Source organism: Bacillus chungangensis, from assembly GCF_030812995.1.
GTDB lineage: Bacteria > Bacillota > Bacilli > Bacillales > Bacillaceae_C > Bacillus_CF > Bacillus_CF chungangensis.
On the sequence record NZ_JAUSTT010000022.1, the window covers coordinates 68,197 to 91,791 of the forward strand.

The 23,595-nt window shown below is 37.3% G+C and carries 20 protein-coding genes; 10 read left to right on the top strand and 10 right to left on the bottom strand.

All coding sequences use genetic code 11. The annotated features are described in order from the left end of the window. Window positions 1–200 precede the first annotated feature (200 nt). Entirely contained in the window at window positions 201–1,091 is an 891-nt protein-coding gene (locus J2S08_RS16565) for a YitT family protein (RefSeq protein ID WP_307231455.1), read from the top strand. Window positions 1,092–1,146: 55 nt separating this feature from the next. Here the strand turns inward: J2S08_RS16565 and J2S08_RS16570 are convergent, their stop codons facing one another. The 6 genes from J2S08_RS16570 to moaA all read right to left on the bottom strand — a co-directional run bounded on the left by J2S08_RS16570 (window position 1,147) and on the right by moaA (window position 7,453). Then, window positions 1,147–1,539 (bottom strand): hypothetical protein, encoded by a 393-nt coding sequence (locus J2S08_RS16570; protein WP_307231458.1) that lies wholly within the window; start codon window positions 1,537–1,539, stop codon window positions 1,147–1,149. Window positions 1,540–1,952: 413 nt separating this feature from the next. After that, on the bottom strand, window positions 1,953–3,170 hold the full coding sequence (locus J2S08_RS16575) for an MFS transporter (protein WP_307231459.1): 1,218 nt from the start codon (window positions 3,168–3,170) through the stop codon (window positions 1,953–1,955). A gap of 146 nt (window positions 3,171–3,316) precedes the next feature. Beyond that, window positions 3,317–3,841: a molybdopterin-guanine dinucleotide biosynthesis protein B gene (gene mobB, locus J2S08_RS16580; RefSeq protein ID WP_307231461.1), complete on the bottom strand. Its 525-nt coding sequence runs from the start codon at window positions 3,839–3,841 to the stop codon at window positions 3,317–3,319. Further along, window positions 3,811–5,100, bottom strand: coding sequence for a molybdopterin molybdotransferase MoeA (locus J2S08_RS16585; protein ID WP_307231463.1), 1,290 nt, complete (start codon window positions 5,098–5,100; stop codon window positions 3,811–3,813). Before J2S08_RS16585 ends, mobB begins: the two co-directional genes overlap by 31 nt. A 70-nt stretch (window positions 5,101–5,170) precedes the next feature. Beyond that, complete coding sequence (locus J2S08_RS16590; protein WP_307231465.1) at window positions 5,171–6,124, bottom strand: methyl-accepting chemotaxis protein; 954 nt, start codon at window positions 6,122–6,124, stop codon at window positions 5,171–5,173. A 312-nt stretch (window positions 6,125–6,436) separates the two neighbouring features. Further along, window positions 6,437–7,453, bottom strand: a complete 1,017-nt coding sequence (gene moaA / locus J2S08_RS16595) for a GTP 3',8-cyclase MoaA (RefSeq protein WP_307231467.1) — start codon at window positions 7,451–7,453, stop codon at window positions 6,437–6,439. Window positions 7,454–8,025: 572 nt separating this feature from the next. Here moaA and J2S08_RS16600 point away from each other — a divergent pair. The 3 genes from J2S08_RS16600 to J2S08_RS16610 all read left to right on the top strand — a co-directional run bounded on the left by J2S08_RS16600 (window position 8,026) and on the right by J2S08_RS16610 (window position 10,465). Further along, window positions 8,026–8,709 carry a Crp/Fnr family transcriptional regulator gene (locus tag J2S08_RS16600; RefSeq protein ID WP_307231468.1) on the top strand — a complete coding sequence of 228 codons (684 nt, stop codon included), beginning with the start codon at window positions 8,026–8,028 and terminating at the stop codon, window positions 8,707–8,709. Between the two features lie 419 nt (window positions 8,710–9,128). Beyond that, window positions 9,129–9,707: a LemA family protein gene (locus J2S08_RS16605; RefSeq protein ID WP_307231470.1), complete on the top strand. Its 579-nt coding sequence runs from the start codon at window positions 9,129–9,131 to the stop codon at window positions 9,705–9,707. Continuing rightward, the gene (locus J2S08_RS16610) at window positions 9,707–10,465 is read left to right on the top strand and encodes a TPM domain-containing protein (protein WP_307231472.1); all 759 of its coding nucleotides are present in this window, start codon (window positions 9,707–9,709) and stop codon (window positions 10,463–10,465) included. Before J2S08_RS16605 ends, J2S08_RS16610 begins: the two co-directional genes overlap by 1 nt. 29 nt (window positions 10,466–10,494) lie before the next feature. Here the strand turns inward: J2S08_RS16610 and J2S08_RS16615 are convergent, their stop codons facing one another. Continuing rightward, on the bottom strand, window positions 10,495–11,655 hold the full coding sequence (locus tag J2S08_RS16615) for a D-alanyl-D-alanine carboxypeptidase family protein (protein ID WP_307231475.1): 1,161 nt from the start codon (window positions 11,653–11,655) through the stop codon (window positions 10,495–10,497). 587 nt (window positions 11,656–12,242) lie between these two features. Here J2S08_RS16615 and J2S08_RS16620 point away from each other — a divergent pair. The 4 genes from J2S08_RS16620 (at window position 12,243) to J2S08_RS16635 (ending at window position 16,729) form a co-directional block, all read left to right on the top strand. Then, on the top strand, window positions 12,243–13,364 hold the full coding sequence (locus J2S08_RS16620) for an endospore germination permease (RefSeq protein WP_307231477.1): 1,122 nt from the start codon (window positions 12,243–12,245) through the stop codon (window positions 13,362–13,364). Beyond that, entirely contained in the window at window positions 13,324–14,808 is a 1,485-nt protein-coding gene (locus J2S08_RS16625) for a spore germination protein (protein ID WP_307231479.1), read from the top strand. Before J2S08_RS16620 ends, J2S08_RS16625 begins: the two co-directional genes overlap by 41 nt. Next, window positions 14,805–15,977: a Ger(x)C family spore germination protein gene (locus tag J2S08_RS16630; RefSeq protein WP_307231481.1), complete on the top strand. Its 1,173-nt coding sequence runs from the start codon at window positions 14,805–14,807 to the stop codon at window positions 15,975–15,977. Before J2S08_RS16625 ends, J2S08_RS16630 begins: the two co-directional genes overlap by 4 nt. Before the next feature lie 146 nt (window positions 15,978–16,123). Continuing rightward, window positions 16,124–16,729 (top strand): biotin transporter BioY, encoded by a 606-nt coding sequence (locus J2S08_RS16635; protein WP_307231484.1) that lies wholly within the window; start codon window positions 16,124–16,126, stop codon window positions 16,727–16,729. 139 nt (window positions 16,730–16,868) lie between these two features. Here the strand turns inward: J2S08_RS16635 and J2S08_RS16640 are convergent, their stop codons facing one another. The 3 genes from J2S08_RS16640 to J2S08_RS16650 all read right to left on the bottom strand — a co-directional run bounded on the left by J2S08_RS16640 (window position 16,869) and on the right by J2S08_RS16650 (window position 20,779). After that, window positions 16,869–18,788: a vWA domain-containing protein gene (locus J2S08_RS16640; protein ID WP_307231486.1), complete on the bottom strand. Its 1,920-nt coding sequence runs from the start codon at window positions 18,786–18,788 to the stop codon at window positions 16,869–16,871. A 12-nt stretch (window positions 18,789–18,800) separates the two neighbouring features. Next, window positions 18,801–19,646, bottom strand: a complete 846-nt coding sequence (locus J2S08_RS16645; RefSeq protein ID WP_370875706.1) for an ATP-binding protein — start codon at window positions 19,644–19,646, stop codon at window positions 18,801–18,803. 620 nt (window positions 19,647–20,266) lie between these two features. After that, on the bottom strand, window positions 20,267–20,779 hold the full coding sequence (locus tag J2S08_RS16650; RefSeq protein WP_307231489.1) for a Rok-like winged helix domain-containing protein: 513 nt from the start codon (window positions 20,777–20,779) through the stop codon (window positions 20,267–20,269). Window positions 20,780–21,039: 260 nt separating this feature from the next. Between J2S08_RS16650 and J2S08_RS16655 the strand changes: the two genes are divergently transcribed. Beyond that, window positions 21,040–22,527 carry an aldehyde dehydrogenase family protein gene (locus J2S08_RS16655; protein ID WP_307231491.1) on the top strand — a complete coding sequence of 496 codons (1,488 nt, stop codon included), beginning with the start codon at window positions 21,040–21,042 and terminating at the stop codon, window positions 22,525–22,527. A gap of 824 nt (window positions 22,528–23,351) precedes the next feature. Further along, window positions 23,352–23,477: a sporulation histidine kinase inhibitor Sda gene (sda, locus tag J2S08_RS16660; protein ID WP_307231493.1), complete on the top strand. Its 126-nt coding sequence runs from the start codon at window positions 23,352–23,354 to the stop codon at window positions 23,475–23,477. The last annotated feature ends 118 nt before the right edge of the window (window positions 23,478–23,595 follow it).

The window sequence follows — 23,595 nt, forward strand, 5'->3', positions numbered from 1 at the left end:
TAAACTAACAGCATCTGCTATATTGTAACAAACTCGCTTCTTTTTAACCGAAGGAATAGTGGATAGTATTCGCTAATTTCTTTATTATAAGAACAGATTTCTGTTCTGCTTTCTCGTGGTAAAAATTTACTTATTAAGGAAATAAAAGGGATTAATCACTTTATAAAGGAGCTGTGTAAACTATTATAAGGGGAGAAATGATGGACAAACCAAACAATATACTAACAAAAATAAAACATAAAAAATTGTCAACAGCTGCTTTCATTAAAAGATTAGTGCTTATTTCGATTGGTGCAAGTTTAATGGCTGTTAGCCTCGAGCTTTTTTTAGTACCGAATAAGATTTTGGATGGCGGTATTACTGGTATTTCTATTATCCTAACGCATCTTTTAGGCTGGAAACTGGGCATTATTATTTTCCTCCTCAACCTTCCATTCATTTACATTGGCTATAAACAAATTGGAAAAACCTTTGCCATCTCCACTCTTTATGGGATTAGCGTTCTGTCAATTGTTACTTTTTCTCTTCATCATGTCACCTTTGTAACAGATGATTTATTATTAGCAACTGTTTTTGGCGGCATTATACTTGGCATTGGAGTTGGATTGGTTATTCGATCCGGTGGCTCGTTAGATGGTACAGAGGTGCTATCCATTCTTCTAAACGGAAAACTCCCTTTCTCTGTTGGAGAAATTATCATGTTTTTTAATTTGTTTATTTTTAGCAGTGCTGGCTTTGTATTTGGCTGGAATCGTGCAATGTATTCTGTCCTTGCGTATTTTATTGCTTTTAAAGTGATTGATATCGTCATTCAAGGGCTCGATGAATCAAAATCTGCGTGGATTATCAGTGATGAAGTCGAAGAGATCGGCGAAGCCATTCTTGCTAGGCTTGGTCGTGGTGTTACTTATTTAAAAGGAGAAGGAGCATACACAGGGGATGATAAAAAAGTGATTTTTTGTGTCATTACCCGACTAGAAGAAGCAAAATTAAAATCAATTATTGAAGAGTTAGATCCATCTGCTTTTTTTGCTGTTGCTACGATGTCAGAAGTTCGCGGCGGCAGGTTCAAAAAGAAACACATCCACTAGCAAAATGCATGCAATCGGATCAAACATCCGATTGCCTTGTAGTTTGTTATATGCATTATTTCCAAATTCCTGATAACTGTTGATAATGAGAAGGAACAATATGTAATGTCTTGTTTTTTCCATACATTTGAATAATATAAGGAACGAGACAGGATAAACCTTGCTGCAAAGAGGAAACTTCTGCTTCTAAATCAACCTCTTCATTTTCCTTTAACACGCTGCACAATTCACTAATCACATCACTTATTAAATATATAATTCGAATATGTAAAACTAGTTCCATCTTCTGTTCAAGCTTATTCAGCATTTCCGCAAGATGAAAAGCAAAATCTTTTAAATGTCTTTGCAGCTGTTTCATTAAAGCAGAAATCGAATTTTCGTGAACAGCTTCTATTTTTTCTTCCATCAACTCCTTTACCAAGCATAAATGACGCAGCAATGTTTGCATAAGCTCACCTTCTTAAAAAAAGATTGTGCAAAATGTTCTTAGAAGCAGACGCTTTTTTTCAATTTTGCTCATACAGCAGCTTCTAATAGACGATTCGCTTCATGAACTTTGCATGCTTTTGGAACGCTTGCCTAAAGAGAGCTAGATCGGGGTAAAGCGCCCACTTGGATATCATATGAAAAAAGGTAAAAAAAAGACTAACAAAACCGTCTATCTAAATGGAAGTTGCTGAAAAGGAATAATGTGAATGTTTACACAACATGATAGAAATGAAAGAACTTGAAAAGGTTATTGAATAAAGTCTTTTTAGTGTGGATTTCTGTCAATTTAATTTTTTATACGAATACGCCTAAATTGCAAGGTTGCATCCCCACTATTTAGGCGTATTTTGAATTTAGGACAGCTAAAAATGCTTACGCCGTCAATTTTGACAATGTTTCATCTTTCGGCAAAAATAATGTAAAAATACCGAGTAGAGGCAGCACACTGCATAAAATCATAACGAATTTGATACTAAACATGTCAGCTAGTGTGCCGAATAAAACTGCACCTATCGCTCCCATTCCAAATGCTAAACCAACAATCAGACCGGATACCATACCGATCTTATTCGGTACTAGCTCCTGTGCATATACGACTGTTACACTAAAGCTTGACATCACAATGACGCCAATCAAGAAAAACAATGGAATGACCATATACAATGGGACATGAGGCAAAGCTAAAGTCAATGGAGCTGCTCCAAATAAAGATAGAAAGATAATATTTCTTCTTCCAAAACGATCACCGAGAGAACCGCCAAATAAAGTGCCTATAACCCCGGCAATCATATAAATAAAGACATATAATTGTGCTTGTTTAATCGATAATCCGTAATCTCCAATTAAATAAAATTGGTAAAAATTACCTATACCAGCTGAATACCATGAACGGGCAAAAACTAAAAAAATAAGTAAGATAAGAGCAACTTTCACTTTTCGATTCATCGGGTTCTTTTCAGTCGTTTTTGATTGCTGCTTTTTCGGAATGGAGAAAAGCGCTATTTGTTTTTTATACCATTTGGAAACATTTGATAAGATAATGATTCCTAATCCTGCTGCAAAAGCAAACCATGCTGCACCAATTTGTCCAAGCGGTACAAAGATATAAGCGGTAAATATAGGCGCCAAAGATTGGCCAGCATTACCACCGACTTGGTAAATGGATTGTGCAAGCCCTCGTTTTTTTCCAGCTGCCATATAAGCGACGCGAGACCCTTCTGGGTGAAAAACAGCAGATCCTAGACCGATAAATAAGACCGATAATAAAATCAAATAAAAATTAGGCGAATAAGCAAAGGCCACTAACCCTATTAAACTTAAAAACATACCAAATGGCAATAAAAATGGCGTTGGTTTTTTATCTGCATACAAACCGAATACCGGCTGCATCACAGACGAAGTCATATTAACGACAAATGCAATCCAGCCAATTTGAGCATAAGTTAACCCCATTGATGACTCTAAAATGGGAAACATCGCAGCAACTACCGCTTGAAAGGAATCATTCAACATATGTCCAGTGCTGATTGCAAATAAAATAGCGTACATAGTTGTCATTTGTTGGTCTTGCTGTTTTTTTGCTGCTTCCATTTGTTTCTCTCTCTCTTTCTCTTCATTTTTTTGCGGTTCGTTTCTCCTTTCTTTCTATAGAATAGACTTATTATACCTTAATCACGTTTTTTAAAACAAAAAAAAAGACAGAAGGCATGCTGCTTTAGTCTTTTCCTATCATTTACTCATTTATTTAGCAAATATGTTTGATAAAACCATTGGATAAATATTGAACATTCATCTATTTTAAAAACAGGAATAGATGAAGAGACCACATTTTGCGGTAAAGGAAACCGAGAAATGACAGCCTGAATATGATCCAATTGCTCCAAAAGAATTAAATCCTGCTGCTGGCGAAGAAGGACTGCTTTTGGATGAGGTGCAAGTTTGAAGCCTTCTATTAAAATAAGATCGAATGCAAATAGCTGATAGAGCTGTAGTAGTGTGTCTAATTGCCATTCTTGAGCAGGCAATTGAAGGAGCAGGGCTCCCTCTCCTGCAACTCCAGATAGAGCAGCCCCTGCTTTCAAATGGTGGTCTGAATCTTTAGAAGGAATGCTTGTCGAAGGAACTCCACCATGGCCATGATGTTTGATTGTACCAATCCGTTTTCCTAGCGATGCTCCTTTTGCAAGCAGATTAGTTATTAACGTTGTTTTGCCGCTATTTTGATAGCCAACTATCTGGAAGATTTTGGTATTTCTTCCCATAAGACTGCACTTCCCCTCTGCTCTTCTAAAAAAAGAACGTTGACAACATCTCCTTGCTTATATCCCCTTGTTCCACCTGGTAAAACCATCAAAGAATTTGCCCATGCAAGGGAGGTAACAACATTCGATTTATCAAGGCCAACAGGTTCCACGCAAAGCTTGCCATTAGAAAAATCGACACTGCTTCGTACAAAACGATGAAATGGATTCGCTTTAGGAAAATCCTTCTGCAAATATGCCTTGCCGCTCTTTAAAAATGGTTTATTGGAATGAAGCCAGTAGCGGATTATTGGACGAACATACAATTCAAAACCAACATAGCAAGCAGAAGGATTACCAGAAAGGCCAAATAACAGTTTGCCTTCTTTTTCGGCTACACTTGTTACACTTCCTGGCCGCATGCCAATTTTATTAAACAATAGCTGTGCTTGAAGCTGCTCATAAATGTGTGGCAGGTAATCAAAATCACCTACAGATACCCCGCCTGTCGTAATGACCATATCACACTCCTCTATTGCTTTATGTATCATTTGATAAAGAGATGGCAGATCATCTTGGCACAGATCATATTTTCGTACGCTCCCACCTGCTCGTTTAATTTGCGCCTCAATCATCGGTCCGTTGCTATTGCGAATTTTGCCTGGCTGCAATGGTTCGGAAACATCCAACAATTCACTTCCAGTAGCAATTAAACCGAGCACTGGTTTTTTTGCTACTTTTACTTTATGATACCCGAAGGTTGCAAGTAAAGCCTTTACTCCAGGATTAATCAAAGTTCCCTTTTCTATTAATTCTGTACCCTTCCTCGTATCTTCTCCTTTAAAAGAAATGTTATCATTTTCTTTCATCATGCGAGATAGTGTGATAAACTTCTGTCGATCACTTTCACTTTCTTTCACAAGCTCCAACATGACGACTGCATCTGCACCTTTCGGAATTGCAGCTCCAGTCATGATTCTAATTGCTTCTCTCTCGCGAACCTGCATATTGCTTACTTGTCCCGCTCCAATTTCATCGATAACTTTAAATTGAAGTGGATTGGTTGATGAACATCCTTCTGTATCAATCGATCTGATAGCGAAGCCATCATATGGCGAACGATCGAATGGCGGTACGTCATGTGTTGCAATAATAGGCTCAGCCAAAAAACGATCTTCACAATCTGAAATAGCCAATATTTCTGTTTGGCCTCGTCGTTTTTGTTCCATCACTTTATCAATTGCATCTTTCACAAAAATGGGACGACGTCTTTCTACCATTATCAACCCTCCGGTCTTTTTTATGTCATACGGTTATCAATGAATCTATTAGATTGAGATCATCTGTGTGTCACACTGGTTCATTTTGTAAATGTTCTATACCAGCAGCTAGGGTCCTTTCCATTTGTCTGGCATTTTCTTGTTCTTTTAACAACATTTCCTGAAAATCTTGGAATAAACGTTCAATATCTTCCATTTGTTGATTGATTCTCTTAGTATGAGTCAATTGATCTTGCATGGCTGCTTGAATATCTCCGATGTTCTTCTGCCCTGTGTTAATAGAATGCAGTACCTCGGCTACTTTATTGGCAGCTTGCGAACTCACCTCTACCCCTTCTTCCACAAGTGAAGCACTCTTTTGCGTTGCCTTTAAAGACTCATCAATTTCCGTTTCTACAGCTAATGTCAGTGTACTAATATGCTCTGTACTTTCTGCTGTATTTTCAGCCAATTTTCGGACTTCAGCAGCTACCACAGCAAAGCCTTTCCCGTGTTCACCAGCTCTAGCCGCTTCAATAGATGCATTTAAAGCAAGTAAGTTCGTTTGTTCCGCAATTTCCTTTATAACTTGTACAATCGATTTAATTTCACTAGATCGATCGCTAAGATGCAGCATTTTTTCTTGGGTTTCTTTTATTTGATTTCCCAATTCGTGAATAATGCGTTCTGCATTTTCCATATAGCTGCTCCCCTCATGAGATTGCGCCGCCATTTGTTCTGAAAGTTTGTTTATTTCTTCTCCTTTACTAGCTAAATGATCTGTTTGTGCTGCCCTATCATTACTAAGATTAGACACAGCTGCCATTTTTTCTTTCATTTCTTCCATCCACTCTGCCAAACGCTGGTGTGTTTCTTTTCCTTTGTCTTTAAACTCTAAAATATTTGCCAGTTCTGAATGCAGTCCTGAGAACCAATTTCTTATTGCTTCATCCTTGCTTTGTTTTTCTGCTTCTAGCTTAGCAATCTGCTGTTCCAGTTGTTTTTCTCTTTCCGTTTTCTTCGCTTGTCCTTTTCTCCCAAACATAGCCTTCTCTCCCTCATGTCTTATCGTATATTGTTGTTTTATCCTACATCTAGCCAACAGCAAGATCCACAGCCTTTAAAGGTGATAGGTGAGAAGTTAGAAGTAAACGATTCCCATCTTATACTTCTAACATCTCACTTCTATTTAGTAAATGTTCGATACGATATGAATCAGCATGACAGAACGATAAGGTATCTTTCTTTATTGAGCACTGGAGACCACTCAAGATTGCCTCAGTTGACAGGTTCTGATTCTTTCGTCCTTCATTTATAAGGCGTCTCCTACTGATGGTTGGTTTCCGTTTGCTTTCATTTACCCGCCGATGTATGACATTTCTATTTTCTTTTTATTGTTTCCCGTTTCTTCCGTTCTCTTATCCGAATAGCGATCATGCCGTTGATTCCAAATATCAATGATTTTTTCTCGCACTTCTTCTCTGCTCGATCCGCCTCGAAGCAACGCTTTCAAATCAAATCCTTCATTTGCAAATAAACATGTGTATAGCTTTCCATCTGCTGATATTCTAGCCCTGGTACAGCTAGAGCAGAACGATTCTGATACAGAGGTAATAAAACCGATTTCAGTTTGTTCTCCTTTGTACCGATATCTTTTTGCCACTTCCCCAAAATATGCTTGTTCTACAGGTTCTAAATTAAAATGAGAAGATAATTGCTCCCATATTTCCTGCTTCGTCATCACCTTCTCCCACTTCCATTCATTAGAATTCCCAACATCCATAAATTCAATAAATCGAAGTGTGACCTTTTTGCTGCGAAAATAAGAAGCCATTGGAATGATTTCTTGATCATTGATTCCTTTTTGAACGACCATATTGACTTTCACATTAAATCCAGCCTCTAATGCTGCATCAATACCTTGCAACACATATTTTGCACCAATATGACGACCATTTAAACTGTGAAACACGTCATCATTTAAAGCATCCAAAGAAATATTCAACCTGCGCAAACCTGCCTCATATAAGCTTTTAGCTTGTTTCGTCAACAAAATGCCATTCGTCGTTAAACCAATATCTTCAATCCCTTGTATATGGAGGAGCCGCTGAATAAGCACAGCAACATCTTTACGGAGGAGCGGCTCTCCTCCTGTTAAACGAAGCTTTTTCACTCCTAAATCTGCAAAAATTTGCCCCAACGTTTCTATTTCTTCAAAAGATAAGATTTGTTCCCTAGGCAAAAAAGCATAACCAGGACCAAAAATCTCAGCAGGCATGCAGTATTGGCAGCGAAAATTACAGCGATCCGTTAGAGAAATGCGCAAATCTTGCAATGGTCTATTGAACCGATCGAACACTTTCACAAAGATCATCTCCTGTTCTATATAACAGTTATCGGCACTGCCTTTCCCAGTAAAATTGAACAGTAACCTTACAGGTGTAGACCCAACAGTCGAGTGTCCCTGAAGTTTAAACAAGTTCACTAAATAACTGAACAATTACAACAAGTCTTGAGGGATCATTACGTTCTATATCCCGTTAATTGACTTCTCCCTTCCTAACAAAGAGATGTTTATCCTAATGAAAACGTGATAAGCATATTTGTAACCATTGTACCAGTTTTTAAGAAAGTTAAAAATAATCTAGGAAAAAATAACGAAAAATATCTATCCGTTTCTTATTTCTTTATCAAGCGTTTTTTTAATGAGATGGAGGGCATCATAAAAAACACATTCATACAATCAATTTCCATGAGTAAAAAATCCTTCAATAATGATATAGCGTAAAAATTCCTTGTTTAGTCAAAAAAATACTGTGTCCATTTCGTTTCTATCATATATAATGTAGAAAAGATGAAATTGGGATATATACGTAAATAAGGATGACTGCTTTCAGACTACGTGAATCGCATTTTGTTACCAGAAAATAAAGGTGGTGAGTCCTAATGGCAACAAAAACGATCCCTATAAATGAGTTAATGCGCTTTGTCGACCACACGTTTAAAATAAAAAAAGGACAATATCTATTTCAGGAAGGTATGCAAGCTAAAGGACTGTATCTTATTTTATCAGGAAAGGTGCAAGTAAGTAAAATTACGGAGGATGGAAGAGAATTGACCTTCCGTCTTTGTGGGCAGAACGATATTGTTGGCGAAGCAATTATTTTTTCACATTTTCCTACCTTTATGCTTACGGCCAAAGTGATTGAAGATGGGGAAGCCGCTTTTATCAGCAAAGAAAAAATGGAAGAAGAATTATTCAAAAGCGGTGCGTTTGCAATGGAATTTCTGAAGTGGATGAGTGATCAATATCGGAATACACAAACAAAATTTCGCGATCTTCTTCTTCACGGAAAAAAAGGTGCTGTTTTTTCCACATTGATTAGAATGACAAATAGCTACGGTGTCAAAAAAGCTGATGGAATCTTGATCGATTTTCCATTTACAAATCAAGAGCTTGGTAATTTTAGTGGTACTTCTCGTGAAAGCGTTAATCGAATGTTAAGCGACTTGAAAAAAAGAGGCATTATTTCCATGTGCGAAGGGAAAATAATGATTCATGATCTGCAATATTTAAGAGACGAGATCGGCTGTGAAGGATGTCCAATTATGTATTGCAGATTAGAATAGCCTAGAGGCTGGCCCAAGATCATTGGGATCAGCCTCTGATCGTTTTTTATCCCACTTATGCTAGATAAGAATAGATGTCCGATAGGATCGAGCCAGCACTTCATGTATTCACAAAAAGACAAGTGCACTTAGCTTTAGTTTTTATATAGATGAAAAAGGATTGCATAGTCATGATATTCTCATTTCATGCTTCCTTATTTTTAAAAAAACTTCGTTAATTGTGATTTAAAATGAAACTTTTTTCTTGTAAAATAGTATAAGAGATATAACGATTCTTGAACATCCAAATAATGAATCGTGATATAAAAGCCTATAACTCTATGTGAACACTTTAAGCTGCGCTTAAACAACCTGTTTAGCATATCTAAGTGCTTGAAAGTTTACTGATACAAAAGGCTTACGACATAGGAGTGATACAAATGAAAAAAGGGTTAATAGCAATTGTTACTGTCGTTATTTTGCTAGCGATTTTGGTAGTTCCAGTCGTTTCTAGCTATAACGGATTTGTAACAGCAGACGAAAATGTGGAGAAATCGTATGCACAGATTGAAAATCAACTACAAAGACGATTAGATTTAATACCTAATCTTGTTAACACTGTTAAAGGCTATGCTACACATGAAAAAGAAGTAATTGAAAGTGTTTCTGATGCAAGAGCAAAACTTGCTGGTGCTGGTTCTCCTGCTGATAAAGCAAATGCTGACGCAGAGCTGTCTAACGCTTTAAGTAGATTGCTTGCAATCTCAGAAAACTACCCAGACTTAAAAGCGAATGAAAACTTTCAGCAATTAATGGATGAGTTAGCAGGTACGGAAAATCGCATTGCGGTTGCCCGCCAAGACTATAATGATCAAGTCTCATCATTTAATAAAAAAGCAAAGCAATTTCCAGGAAATATAACAGCGAAAATGTTCAACTTTGACCAAAAGGAATATTTTAAAGCGGATGAAACTGCGAAAGATGCTCCGCCTGTAGATTTTGAAGGAGATGGAGAGTAATGCGAAAATCGCTCCTCCTATTTCCACTGCTATTTTTGTTAGCAGTTAGTTTCATAGCGGGAAAGGCGGATGCTGTTGAAATTCCGAAGCCGGGCGTGGAAATCTATGTTCAAGATTATGCCCAAGTTTTATCCGAAAATGAAAAACAAGAGTTGATTCAGCTCGGACACCAGCTCCATCGGCATACGAAAGCACAGATAGCTGTTTTAACCATTCCCTCTTTAGAAGGAGAAGACATAAGAAACTATGCAGTACAAGCTTTTCGAACATATGAGCTAGGCGACAAAGATATGAACAATGGGGTGCTTATTCTCCTTGCCAAGGAAGATAGGAAAATCCAAGTTGAAGTTGGCTATGGACTTGAAGGCGCCCTCCCTGATGGGAAAGTTGGCCGCATCCTTGATGACTATGCCCTTCCCTATCTAAAAGAGGGCAACATTGGTGCTGCTATTGCGAACACATATAAGAAACTGTTTAATGAAGTCGCAGAGGAGTATCAGTGGAAGCAAGTTACTGATGCCGAAAGCTACTATACCGAAGGAGAAGGGCTCTCGGCATTAGAAGTAATATTAATTGTTTCAATTATCATTGTCTTTATTATCTTAGATATGAAACTTTTTAAAGGCGCTCTTACACATACGTTACTGCAGCTCCTAGCATTCTTCATAAGCCGAGGCGGCGGTGGCGGCAGCGGCGACGGTGGAAGCAGAGGGGGCGGCGGATCATCTGGCGGCGGCGGTGCGGGTCGAAGCTGGTAAAAAAGCACTAGTGAGCCGATCATTGGCTACTAGTGCTTTTTTTTCAAAATCCCTGCTACGATCTTCCAAATAAACAGCATACTAACAACAAGTAAAAAACTATATATGAGCAACGTTGGTTGTCGATGTTTAAAAAACAGCTGCTCCCCTTCTTGATTAGATTGCGCAGCCTTCGCCTGAATTGGCGTCAACTGAAAAGAATCCAAGAGTTTGCCTTGAACATCTTTTATTTTTAATGTGCCGTTTTCATTAATCTCTTCTGATACGAACTCATCAATTGGTTTTGTATAATAAATGCTTTCAAAAGATTTATAAGTATGATTTCCAACTTTGTATTCTTTATCATTAGATAGTTTTTGTGTTTGATAGTTTTGAAATCCGTAATGAAGCAAATTCAGCGTATCTGAATATCCAGCTTCTTTCGTTCTAGATTTTAATGTCACTACCGTTAATTCAATCTGGTCATTTTTTGCAGCAGTAGCAAGTGTATGAAGGGATTCATCTACATAGCCAGTTTTTCCGCCAACAACGGTCTCTGCTATAGCATACTCCCCTTTCAACAAAAGATGATGTGTAACCAAAGTTGTGTCCCACGATTCGCCATGCCATTCCATCTGCTTTGTGCCAAAAATTTCTCGAAAAATATCATTTTGAAGAGCATAATTAGTGATTTTAGCCATATCAGCAGCGCTTGTATAATGATTTTCTTCATATAAACCATGGGGGTTTAGAAAATGAGTGTTTTGCACTCCAATTTTTTCTTTTAAATATTGATTAAGATGCTCCGCAAACTTTTCTGTCGATCCGTGTATATGCTCAGCAATCACAATCGCAGCGTCATTCCCAGAATTAATGAGTAAACCTTGAATAAGCTGTCTTAATGACATTGTCTCGCCAGCCTCTAAATAGACTCTCGTACCTTCTACACGTTCTGCATTCTCGCTTACTACTGCGATTTCTTCCAAATCACTCGTTTCAATAGCATAAATAGCTGTTGCGATTTTTGTTAAACTAGCCGGAGCCATTCTTTGTGAACTATTTTTTTCATATAATATTTTTCCGCTTTTTGTATCCATTAAGACAGCAGATTCACTTTCCAACTCAATGCCTGTCTCATCTTGAGCAAAAGCGGCTGACAGCGTACTCATTGTTAGAACCATGAATACAATTAAACTTGCAATTTTCTTCATCTCGCAGTTTCACATCCATTGCATTATTTGAAACATAAATCTCTTTTTTGATTCTATCAAATCCAGCAAAGATTTTCTCGTAAAAATGAAAAATTTAAGAAAATGAAATAAGAATGTCATCTAATGTGAAAATCTCATTTTTAGGAGAAAGATGATAATAAAGCGAAACTTCCATCAGTGGGGGTTTTCTTTCATCCCCCACTGGACAAGAAGTAGAACAAAGGCTAAGATCGCAACGTCCTCGAAAAGGAAACCGCTTTTCTTCGTGCGATGTATCGCTGCCGAAGCTTTCCTTATCCTGTTGCAACGCCTTTGTGACCTACGTCCTGTAGGCCCGAACCAATCGGACATTTACTGGCAGTTTCCCCCACCTAGACTTCTTCGATTCCTCTTACTCCCCGAGGTGGGGGTCTTACTGCCAGTTAGATGTGGGATAACTAGAATGCAATACTAATTGTGCGGCTTTAAAAGATAAGTTCATGAAGAGGATGACATGAAGGAATAGTTGTGTTACGAGGAATTCACGGTTATTTTCTCATTATGTTAGCCATACTAAGTCTATAATATGGAAAAGAATGGTGGGAAAGATGAAAACTCCAGGGCAAAATGTATTAGTAACAAAGCAAGTATTTATCACGTTAATTTTATCGACAGGTCTTCTTAATCATGTCATCATTATTCCATTTGTGCTTAATACTGCAAGTAGAGACGCGTGGATTAGTGCGATCTTATCGATCTTTCCGCTGATTCTATTTGCTTGGATGGTTTTTTTTATCATAAAAAAAACCAATCAGCAAAATATGTTTGATTGGTGGAAAAATCATTTTGGGAAAAAAGCCGCTATTGCTTATCTCGTTCCCATCTTACTTTTTTTATATATTAGTACTTATGTTACATTAAAAGATACGACCATTTGGATTAGTATTTATTTCGTAACGGACCTTCCATATGTTACTACTTTCATCTTATTTTTATTGCTTTGTTATATTGCGACAAGGCTTGGTTTAAAAACGTTAGCAATTTCTAGCGGCATTATTTTGCCAATAGTTGTTATTCTAGGTTTTTTTATTGCCGCTGCTAACACTACTGAAAAAAATGTTGATCTGCTCTTTCCGATTTTAATGGATGGCTTTAAGCCAGTGCTACGTGGATTAATCTATATCCTTGCTGGATTATTTGAGCTATTTATCGTCATTCTTTTAGTACCTAACATACATAATAAAATCAAGTATAGGCACATACTATTGTTAGGATTCATTTATTTAGGGCTGCTTCTCGGACCCTTAACAGGGACGATCATGGAATTTGGCCCCGTAGAAGGGAAGAATTTTCGCTATCCAGCATTTGAACAATGGCGTCTATTAAAGATTGGAGAATATATTACTCACCTTGATTTTTTTGCCCTTTGGCAATGGTTAAGCAGTGCACTCATTAGAATTAGCCTATTTATTATTTTAATTTCTTATGCCGTACCTGAAAAACACCGCACCTTTACTATCACAGCTCTCTATTTCGGACTGCTTATTTTGGAATTGATTCCTTTGCAGAGCTATCAATTTTATCAATTTATTTATGTTTACTTTTTTCCATCTCTGCCATTTTTCTTCCTTGCTATGTGTGTCATTTTTATCATAATGATTTTCATCGCAGAAAAACGAGGTAAACAGCATGAAAAAACGAAAAAAGAAACAAGCCATCAAAATTACTGATATGCTAAAAAAAGATGCCAAACATTCTTCAGGAACAGCTGATTGGCTCCAAGAAGAAATGAAAGATAGTGATGATTTTCACATCAAAACGATGGGAAAATTCCCTTCTCTTTTATTAGCGTATTGTGAAACACTGATAGATGAAAAATATATTGATCGTACGATTTTAACAAAATTAGCAGAGGAAAATGTAGAAGATACAGATCTGATAAATGAAATTCCGCGGCTGTTTCAAACAATTCATTTATCGAAAAAGCCAAAAGAAGAAATTATTCACGCTCTTCTAACTGGTTCATTATTATTTATCATTGACGACATGATCTATCAACTTAATATCTTAGATATACCTCTGCGCAATGTAGAAGAAACATCTTATGAGTCATCTATTAGAGGACCGAGAGATGGTTTTGTTGAGGATCTAAATACGAATCTCTCTCTCATTAGACGCCGGCTTAAAAGTTCATCTTTGGCAGTTGAAATATATACTTTAGGAAATCGCAGCAAAACAAGAACTGCGCTTCTTTATTTTAAAGATGTCATTAATCCCGATATTTTACAAGATATAAAATCACGCCTTTCCAACATTGATATTGATATCATGGTCAGCACCCAACAGTTGGAAGAATTAATTAAGGACAATCCTTACTCTCTTTTTCCATTATTCGACAGTACTGGACGGCCTGATTTTGTCATTCAAACATTAAATCAGGGGCGCTTTGCGCTTATTATAGATGGAAGCCCAACAGCCTCCATTGCACCTGTAAATTTACCAATGCTTATTAATTCGCCAGAGGATGCAACACAAAAATTTATTTACTCTTCATTCCAACGGATATTAAGATTATTTTCATTATTTTTAGCAACATTACTGCCTGGATTGTGGATAGCATTAATAGGATTTAATGTCGAGCAAATTCCTTACCAATTAGTAGCGACCATATCCATTTCTAGAGTTGGATTGCCTTTATCGCCTGCACAAGAAATGTTTATCACATTGGTATTATTTGAACTTTTTAATGAAGCTGGTGTCCGTTTGCCAAAAGCTGTTGGGCAAACGGTAGCTGTCCTTGGAGGTTTAATCGTTGGTGATGCAGCAATTCGATCAGGCTTAACCTCACCATCGATGCTTGTTATCGCTTCTATCACATTCGTATCTTCCTATACGCTTGTGAATCAATCATTGACAACAAGCATTACCCTGACGAGGTTTCTTATTTTATTTTTGTCTACATTTTTTGGATTACTAGGCTTTATTACAGGATTTTTAGGATTGGTTATTTATTTGGCGACATTATCATCTTTTGGGGTTCCTTACCTCTCAAATTTCGCACCATTTTCTTGGAAAGAAATTATTGGCAGCTTATTGAAAAAACCAGCTTTTTTTTATAAAAAAAGAGCAGCTTCAACTATGCCGCAAAGTGCTGAAAGAGAGGGAAATGAATGAAAAAAATAACTGCTTTTTTCATTTGTATTTCTTGCCTTCTCTTCTTAACAGGATGTCATGGCCATCGAAGTATTCAAGATTTGACTTATATTGTTGCGATTGGCATTGACTATGACCTTGATAAAAAAGAGTATATTGTTTATACGCAATCCATCGATTTCATGAATGTCGCAAAACAGGAAGGCGGCAGGCAAACAGAACCGATACCGAATTGGATCGGAATTGGAAGAGGAAAGACAATTTATTTAGCTCTGAGCAACCTCTTTCCAAAATCACAACCACCGCTATTTTTAGGACATCTAAAAGCGATTATTTTTAGTGAAACAATTTTAAAGCATAAGTTCAAAGAGATCATCAGTGACTTAGGAAGAAATGAAACATTTCGCTATACAGTCAACATGTTTGCAACAGATGAATCATTAGAAAAAATACTGTCGCAAAATGTACTATTTCATTATCCTCCGCTCCATAACTACCTCTCTAGAAATACGATTGGTAGCGGGGATACAGACTTCATTCAACTAATGACGGGAAAAATGATTGTAAGCAACTATTATAAACCAATTGGCAGCGTCATGATTCCTTCGTTTGGGATTAGTGAACATACATGGAAATCCGATGGCACATATCCAGTCATTTATACAAAAGGAGCCTATTTTTTTCAGCAAAAAAAATATAAAGGATTTTTAAAAATGGATCAATTAAAAGGATTTATATGGAAATCTCAAAGGCCATTTAAACAAACATTGCCAATTTATAGGGATGGAGATTTAATTGCTGTTATTTCAGTATTCAATCCAACGATGGATATTAAAGTAAGGGAACAGTCATTATTTCCGACATTTGATATTCATGCAAATGTACAAGCTTCTCTCGTTGAAAAGAGAGAAAATATCTCTTTTTCGGAGTTGCATGAAGAAACAAGCAAATCTCTAAAAAAAGTCATCTTTGACACTTATGAGCATGGTTTCAAAAGAAAGTTGGACATCTTTAACTTAGGAGATCGCTGGTATCGTTTTCATCGTCATCATTTTAAGGCGTTCTCTAAATCAAATCCTTCTGCATTTTATTTAAAAAAAAATGCGCTTAAAAATATTGAGTTAGAAGTGGAATTCACTAATTTTAACAGCTTTAAATATAACCATCATCAACAAAATTATCATGACTAGTCAATCAAGCAATCCGCTGGGTGACTTTATGATTGCAGCACTTTAGTAAACCTTAAAAAATAAAAGTTGACATAAGATGAGGAATCAAGTTAAGCTAAACTAAAATAAAGCTTATGAACGCTGGATAAGAAGAAAGAAGGAATCGTATGATAGAATCAAGATATAAGTTAAAAATGATGATTGTTGCTGCACTCTTCTCCGCTATCATAGGAATATTAGCACAAATAACAATCCCATTGCCGATTATACCAATAACTGGCCAAACATTAGCTATTGGATTGGCAGCAACCATCTTAGGAGCAGCATATGGAACGCTTTCTGTTTTCCTTTACCTATTGATCGGTATGATAGGCGTTCCTGTTTTTGCGCAATTAACAGCAGGATTAGGCATTCTCATCGGCCCGACAGGCGGATTTTTGGTTGGTTTTATTCCTGCTGCTTTTATCATCGGTTTTTTCTTAGAAAAAACTGCCTTTACGATCAAAAATGCCATTATTGCAAATACAATTGGCATGTTTGTAACACTATTGATTGGGACAGTTTGGTGGAAAAATCAGGCTGATTTATCGTGGACTGCTGCCTTTGCAGGTGGTTTTACACCATTTGTTATCGTTGGCATTATTAAAGCAGTACTTGCCTCATGGTTCGGAATTATCGTTAGAAATCGCTTACTGGCCGCCAATCTTTTATATACAGTTGGCAGTAAGAAAGCATCATCTCATTCAGCGTATAAAGATCTTGAAATGCCATGATAGCCTACTCATTGTATCAAGCAGCACTGCCAACTATATTTATTTAGAGATGGGAGCTAGGTCTCTCTTCCCATCTTTCTTTCATTTTCAAAAGAATCATCGATAAGGTTTTTTCATACCTTTTTCGGACATGCTTTTGTTACTTTAATATTTGGCCTATTAATTTTTTCAACAATGGATAAAGTATGTCTGGCAGCTCATCAATATTTGAAACAGGAACACTGTATTTTCCATAAATATTTTCTATCGTGCGTTTTTGCCTCTCTTCAATTGTTCCATTCGAGAGGAAGACGTTCATCACAATAATTCCTTGCTTTCTGGCATTTAAAACTGCTTCATGTGTATCAACGATACCATTTTGGTCATAGTGAAAGGCAGCTGGCTCTCCATCTGAGAAAATGAGCAAAAACTTTTGTTTTTCATAACGGGCTTTTAGATTCTCTGTTACCTTGCGAATTGCATATCCATCCCGATTATCCTCCTCAGGCTTTAACTGCATAATCGCTGCGCCTTGCTTCTTGTGAAAACAATTTACATTTGAAACGACCGGAAAAAAATAATTGGGCTGTTTTTCTGTCGTTGAACTGCTAGTGTCTTCCCAAAAACCTACAATCTCATGTTGAATGCGCAACAACCTTAACGCTTCATGGAACAAAACAATCCCTAGTTTTGTTTGTTCCATTTTGTCTGCCATAGATGCTGAACAATCGACTAAAAGCATAAAAACAGCATCCAATTCAGGAGCTGGAGCGTTTTTTTTGTAAAAAAGCCGTGGATACTCTTCCGTAAAGTACCGCACCAGCTTTTGATCAAGAGAACCATAATGTACATTCTTCCGTGGTCCAGTCTGTTTCTGTTCTAGTGTTTTCTGAATCATATTAACTAATTTCTTTAAGTGTGTTGCTATTTTTTGTTTATACGTGCGATACGTATCCATTTCTTCGGAAGTTGGATGAGCGGGTGTCAGGAAGATGGAAGAAGCAAATCGATTCGCAAAGCCATATTTGTCATGGCCTGATTTAACTATATTACGATGGAGTGCAGCCTCCTCTATCTCATCATAATCATTGCGAACAGAACGTCGATTTGAACCTTTAGCAATAGATAATAACGTTGGATCACCTTCGTCCTCCTCCCGTCCCCCATCACTTCCTAAGCGGGTCTGTGTTCCTTTCTCTAAATCGAAGGAAAAAAAGGTTCTTCCTATTTCTTTTGTTTCCCGATGCCACATGTCCATTTTTTCTGCTAAGCGTTCTGCTCCTCTCTCTTCCTCTTCTTTCGCAATATCTCGATTTTGCAATGGGTCTTTTCTCTTTAAATCGGTAAATGCAAGACCATTTTCTCCATGTCCTATTAGTACAGGCAAATGAAAATACGTTTGCAGCATATCAGCATCAAGCACTTCTTGGAGCACATCAATGAGGGCTAAACATTGATCGCTTGTTGCTCTCGTATTTGTTGTTTCATAGAAGGCTGAAAGCTGTTGTCTAATAATTGGCATGGCAAAAGAAATGGACTCGTTTAGGAAAGGCAATGATATAATCGGTGAAGCCGCTGTTAATAATAAGTAACAAACATTAAACAATGCATCAGAAAAACGGCTCTGTTCCAAATTTACTTGGAGCTGAGTAGAAAAATAGCGGCGTAGCATAAAACGACGCTGCTGAAAAACACGCTTCGTGCCGGGACGTTCCCTCTTACAAATTTCCTCGAGACGCAAATCCTCAGCCATCATCATCAATTGTTTTGCGAAGCTTTGGATTGTTGTCTTTTTAATGTATTTATGATAGTCAGCAACAATGGCTTCTTCCGTATAATTTGCATTGCCAATTACTCGCAAGAATACGTCACTTTTCATGCCATTTTTACACTGTTCTTCTGGACGATGCTGCCAAAAGTGGCTTATATAAACCACTTTGCTATGGCTATCTAAATAAGAATGAGCACCGAATTGAATTTGATAATCTTGATCCGCTGCTAACGTTTTTGTTAAATCAGTTAGCTCCATATAAAGACTTGCATCTACTTGTTCATCATTAAATTGGATAAAACGTCTCATTCAACCAGCTCCCTACTCAAACAATGTTTCAGCAATATTTTGAACTGCTGCCTTTTCGCGAGCATCTTCTAATTTATCCATAATTCCACGTCGAATAGCACGTAATGGAGGTAAGTATAACGCTAAATCGCACGTATCAATGAGAGCTCTAATCGATGCCGCCTCCTCTGATACAACACCATTTTTAACTTGAACAATTAAATCTTTTGATAACATCACAAAACGATCCAGCAGTACTGGATCTTGGAGTTTGCTTTCCACTTCAAGAACTCGCTTCAACGTTTCCGCTTGAATATAAGGAATATCTATGACAACAAAGCGATTTTTCAATGCTTCATTTAATGGAACCGTACCAATATAGCCCTCATTAATTGCCGCAATAACCCCAAATCCTTCTTGTGCTTGAACAACTTCGCTCGTAAAAGGATTCGTGATCATATGGCGATAATCAAGAACACCATTTAAAATCGGCAATGTTTCTGGTTTCGCCATGTTGATTTCATCGATATATAATAAATGCCCTTTTGTCATTGCTTTTATGACTGGTCCAGGTATAAAGCTGATCTCACTTTTACCTGCAATGTGTCGAATCGTTTTAAAACCGAGCAATGCTTCCGCATCCATATCAACAGAACAATTGATGCTATGCATAGGCTGGGAGAAAATTGCAGATAATGTTTCAGCGAGCTTCGTTTTTCCAGAACCAGTTGGGCCTTTCAGCAATACATTTTTCCCTAAAGCTAAAGCAGTGATAGCATCATACAAAACAGGTTCATCAGCAGCTACGTACCCTTCATTTCCTATTAAATAACCATATTCCTTATCTTGCTGAAATGATTGTTTTCTGTTTTTGATCATTGCTTGTACCGCTTTTGGCAAATTAATCGTATTTATCATCTCATCTATCCCTTTCTTTCATGATAGTGAATATTTGCACATACATTATAATATCATAATGACGATAGCAATGTTGTTTTATATGTTAGCTCAATCTAAACATTGCCGTTATCGGGATGATTTGATTATATATCGCTCTAATTTACTTTACAAAACTTAAATATGACATTTCAATATTTTTGTAAGCAAAAAAGCATTCTTATTCCATGTTTTTAGAAATGCTGCAAGTTTTTAATGAATGAAAATATCTTTAACAAAATACATTTATTACCTTCTAATGATAAGAAAGCCCTTCCTATCGTTTATGAAGCTGCTGCTTTTTGTCTGATTCAAAGTATACGCTCGGGCGAATTTCTCAATAAAAGCAGGGAAAAAATAATAGCTTTTTTATACTAGTCGTTTATCATAAGTCCTAGGATATATTTCATCTTACTTTTTTTCTACTAAAGCAAGATTATTTTGTGCAAAAGATTTATCTCCCACTTAAACAATTTTGTAGTGGGAGAATTCCTTTGGAAAGCTGTTATTCACTTTTTTATCGTGCAAGCAATAGAAACTAACGAAAAGCTTTACAATCCCTCTTATGATCCATCATACATGTATAGTCCTCTAGCAGGTTTTTTAATATGGTCATACAAATTTTCAACTGTTTTCATAAAAGAAGTCATATTCGGAATAGTCAGGCCCGTTCTATGTTCGATCTCCTTTTTTAGTACGATGCCGCGCATTGGCTCGGACTGTTCTTTTAATATTGCGACGGCAACCTCTCTCATTTTACTAGATTTGCTTCTTCTTGATGGCCTGCTTCGTCGGATTTTTTTGATCGTCGTTTCCTGAGGCTCTTCAACATTCATAGCTTGAAAAGCATTCGTTTCATTTTCAATATTCGCTTGGGGAGTTTGTGGCATTTCTTCCAAAACCTTTTGATTAATTTCAGCCGCTTTATTCATTGCGCCTTTTGGTTCTTTGTCATCAAGCTCTCTTAAACGTTCGTATATGGTGATTCGCTCTGCTCGGAGTTCCTTTAATAAACGTTCCTCTGCTTCTCTTAACTGCTCTATTCTCATCTGTAACGCCGCTCTCTCATCAAACATATTTCACCCTCCTGAATAATCTCTCTAGTATAAACATAGTTAAATTATATGATAGTTTTTAAAAAAACAACAGCGAATTTTAAATTTTGCTATTTTTACATAAAGTATACTTTATCAGAGGATACAGGCGCAATGTCGATTTTCATCAGTTTATGCCATTATATTTCGTAATTTTACGAATTTTATTACTTGAATCAATATATATTCATTAGTAACATAGAGGTGAGAAATATCTTGTAAAGCAAATAGGGAGGTAGACGATGAATCAAAAAACGGAAAGCAAAATTGATGAACGTGTAAGTGAATTCCTCAAAGGACCGAAACTGCTTTATATCAACGGTGAATTTGTGGAAAGTCTCTCTGGAAAAACATTCGATACCCCTAACCCAGCAACTGGTGAAACACTGGCAAAAGTCTATGAGGCAGGAGCAGCAGATATTGATTTAGCTGTGAGAGCAGCTAGAAAAGCGTTCGATGAAGGCAAATGGTCTAAAATAAGTGCTGCTCAAAGAAGTCGTCTCATTTATAAACTAGCTGACTTAATGGAGGAGCATAGTGAGGCATTAGCTCAATTAGAAACGTTAGATAACGGAAAACCAATTAGGGAAACTACACATGCTGATATCCCTTTGGCTATTGAACACCTTCGCTATTATGCCGGCTGGTCAACCAAAATTACTGGACAAACCATCCCGGTTGCCGGCCCTTATTTTACTTATACACGCCACGAAGCAATTGGAGTCGTCGGCCAAATCATTCCTTGGAATTTTCCACTACTGATGGCGATGTGGAAACTAGGTGCAGCACTTGCAACAGGCTGTACAATTGTACTTAAACCAGCAGAACAAACACCGCTTTCCGCCCTTTATTTAGCTTCATTAATTGAAGAAGCTGGATTCCCTCCAGGTGTAATCAATATTGTTCCTGGCTTTGGTGAACCAGCAGGATCATCATTGGTCGATCATCCTCTTGTCGATAAGATTGCCTTTACTGGATCAACAGAGGTCGGAAAGCTTATTATGTCAAAAGCATCTCAGTCATTGAAGCGGGTTACATTAGAATTAGGAGGAAAATCACCAAATATTATCTTACCTGATGCCGATCTGACTAAAGCGATTCCAGGAGCTTTAAATGGCGTTATGTTTAATCAAGGCCAAGTTTGCAGCGCTGGTTCTCGTGTATTCATTCAAAAGAAAGAATTTGACCATGTTGTCGCCGATATGGCCGCACATGCCAAAAAAATAAAACAAGGTGCAGGCATTGAAAAAGAGACACAGATGGGTCCGCTTGTCTCTTCAGAACAGCAAGAACGGGTAATGGGATATATTGATAAAGGAATCAATGAAGGAGCAGAATTGCTTGCAGGGGGAAATAAACCAAATAATGGAGGCTACTTTGTCGAGCCAACGATCTTTGCAGATGTACGCGACGAAATGACCATTGCTAAAGAAGAAATCTTTGGCCCAGTCATTGCTGCTATGCCTTTCGATGATTTAGATGAAGTAATTGCTAGAGCGAATAGCAGCAGCTATGGATTAGCTTCCGGCGTTTGGACTCGCGACTTAGCGAAGGCCCATTATCTTGCCAGTAAAATTAGAGCTGGAACTGTATGGGTAAACACATATAATGCATTTGATGCAGCAGCGCCATTTGGGGGTTATAAAGAGTCGGGAATCGGCCGCGAAATGGGCTCATATGCCTTAAATAACTACACAGAAGTAAAAAGTGTTTGGATTTCTATGCGCTAATAGTAAAGTGTAGCTTTTCTCAGCTTAATTTTTCTGAATCTGCCGCCTATATGCATCGTTCTCTAGTAGAACAGTAGATTCAAACCAATCAATAATAACAGTTAAATATAAGATATATTAAAAAAACGGAAGACTGAAAAGAACGCTTTTGCATTTATTCTTTTTAGTCTTCTTGCTTTAAATCAAAAATAAAGTGAAACTTCCATCAGTGGGGGTTTTCTCTCATCCCCCACTGATGGTTAGTTGAACCAATCGGACATTTACTGGCAGTTATCCCCCACCTAGACTTCTTCGACTCCTCTTCACTCTTGAGGTGGGGGTCTTACTGCCAGTTAGATGTGGGATAAATATTGCCCTCCACCTACCTTTATCTCAGCGACGGAGCACTTGACATCTTTAAAGCTAGTGCAAAGGGACGTTCTCCCTTTTGTTCAAGAATATGATGCAAGTCGTTGTTGCGGGCTAACGTCAACAATTACAACACCCTCTCTCTGCTTATCTGAAAAGAACAAACATACGAGATTAGTCATACTTTTGAATTAATTTTAGTGAAACCCTTTCCAAGTTGCAATGAAAAAGGTAAAATAATGATTAAATAGGTGTTCGAAAAGTCCGAGATGACCGTTCAACTGGAAGCAATTAGTTCGATGAAATCAGAATAAATGGTTTTTTCGGAAACGTATAGAAGTAACTTTTTCTACAGGTTATTGCGTATCCGTGCTCAATTTATTTTCTTTGAACTTCTCGGTCTTTTTTGTTCCCCTTTTTTTTCAACAGGCACATAAAATAGAGAAAAGCAATTAATTTCACAGGGAGGTTTTTTCTTGAAAATTTTAAGCAACGAGCAATTGGTAGCGGCATATCGTGATGCGGAAAAGAATGATCAAGATCGTGACTGGGTGAAATTATTGAAAAATGAAATTAAAAAACGTGGGTTAAATCCACAGTAATTCTCTATAAGACGATATAACGGAAAGAGGCTGGGACATAACTAGCTTCTAAATAATGAGAAAAGTGAATTTGAGGATCCTCAAATTCACTTTTCTCTATTTTGCGTGTAAATATTTC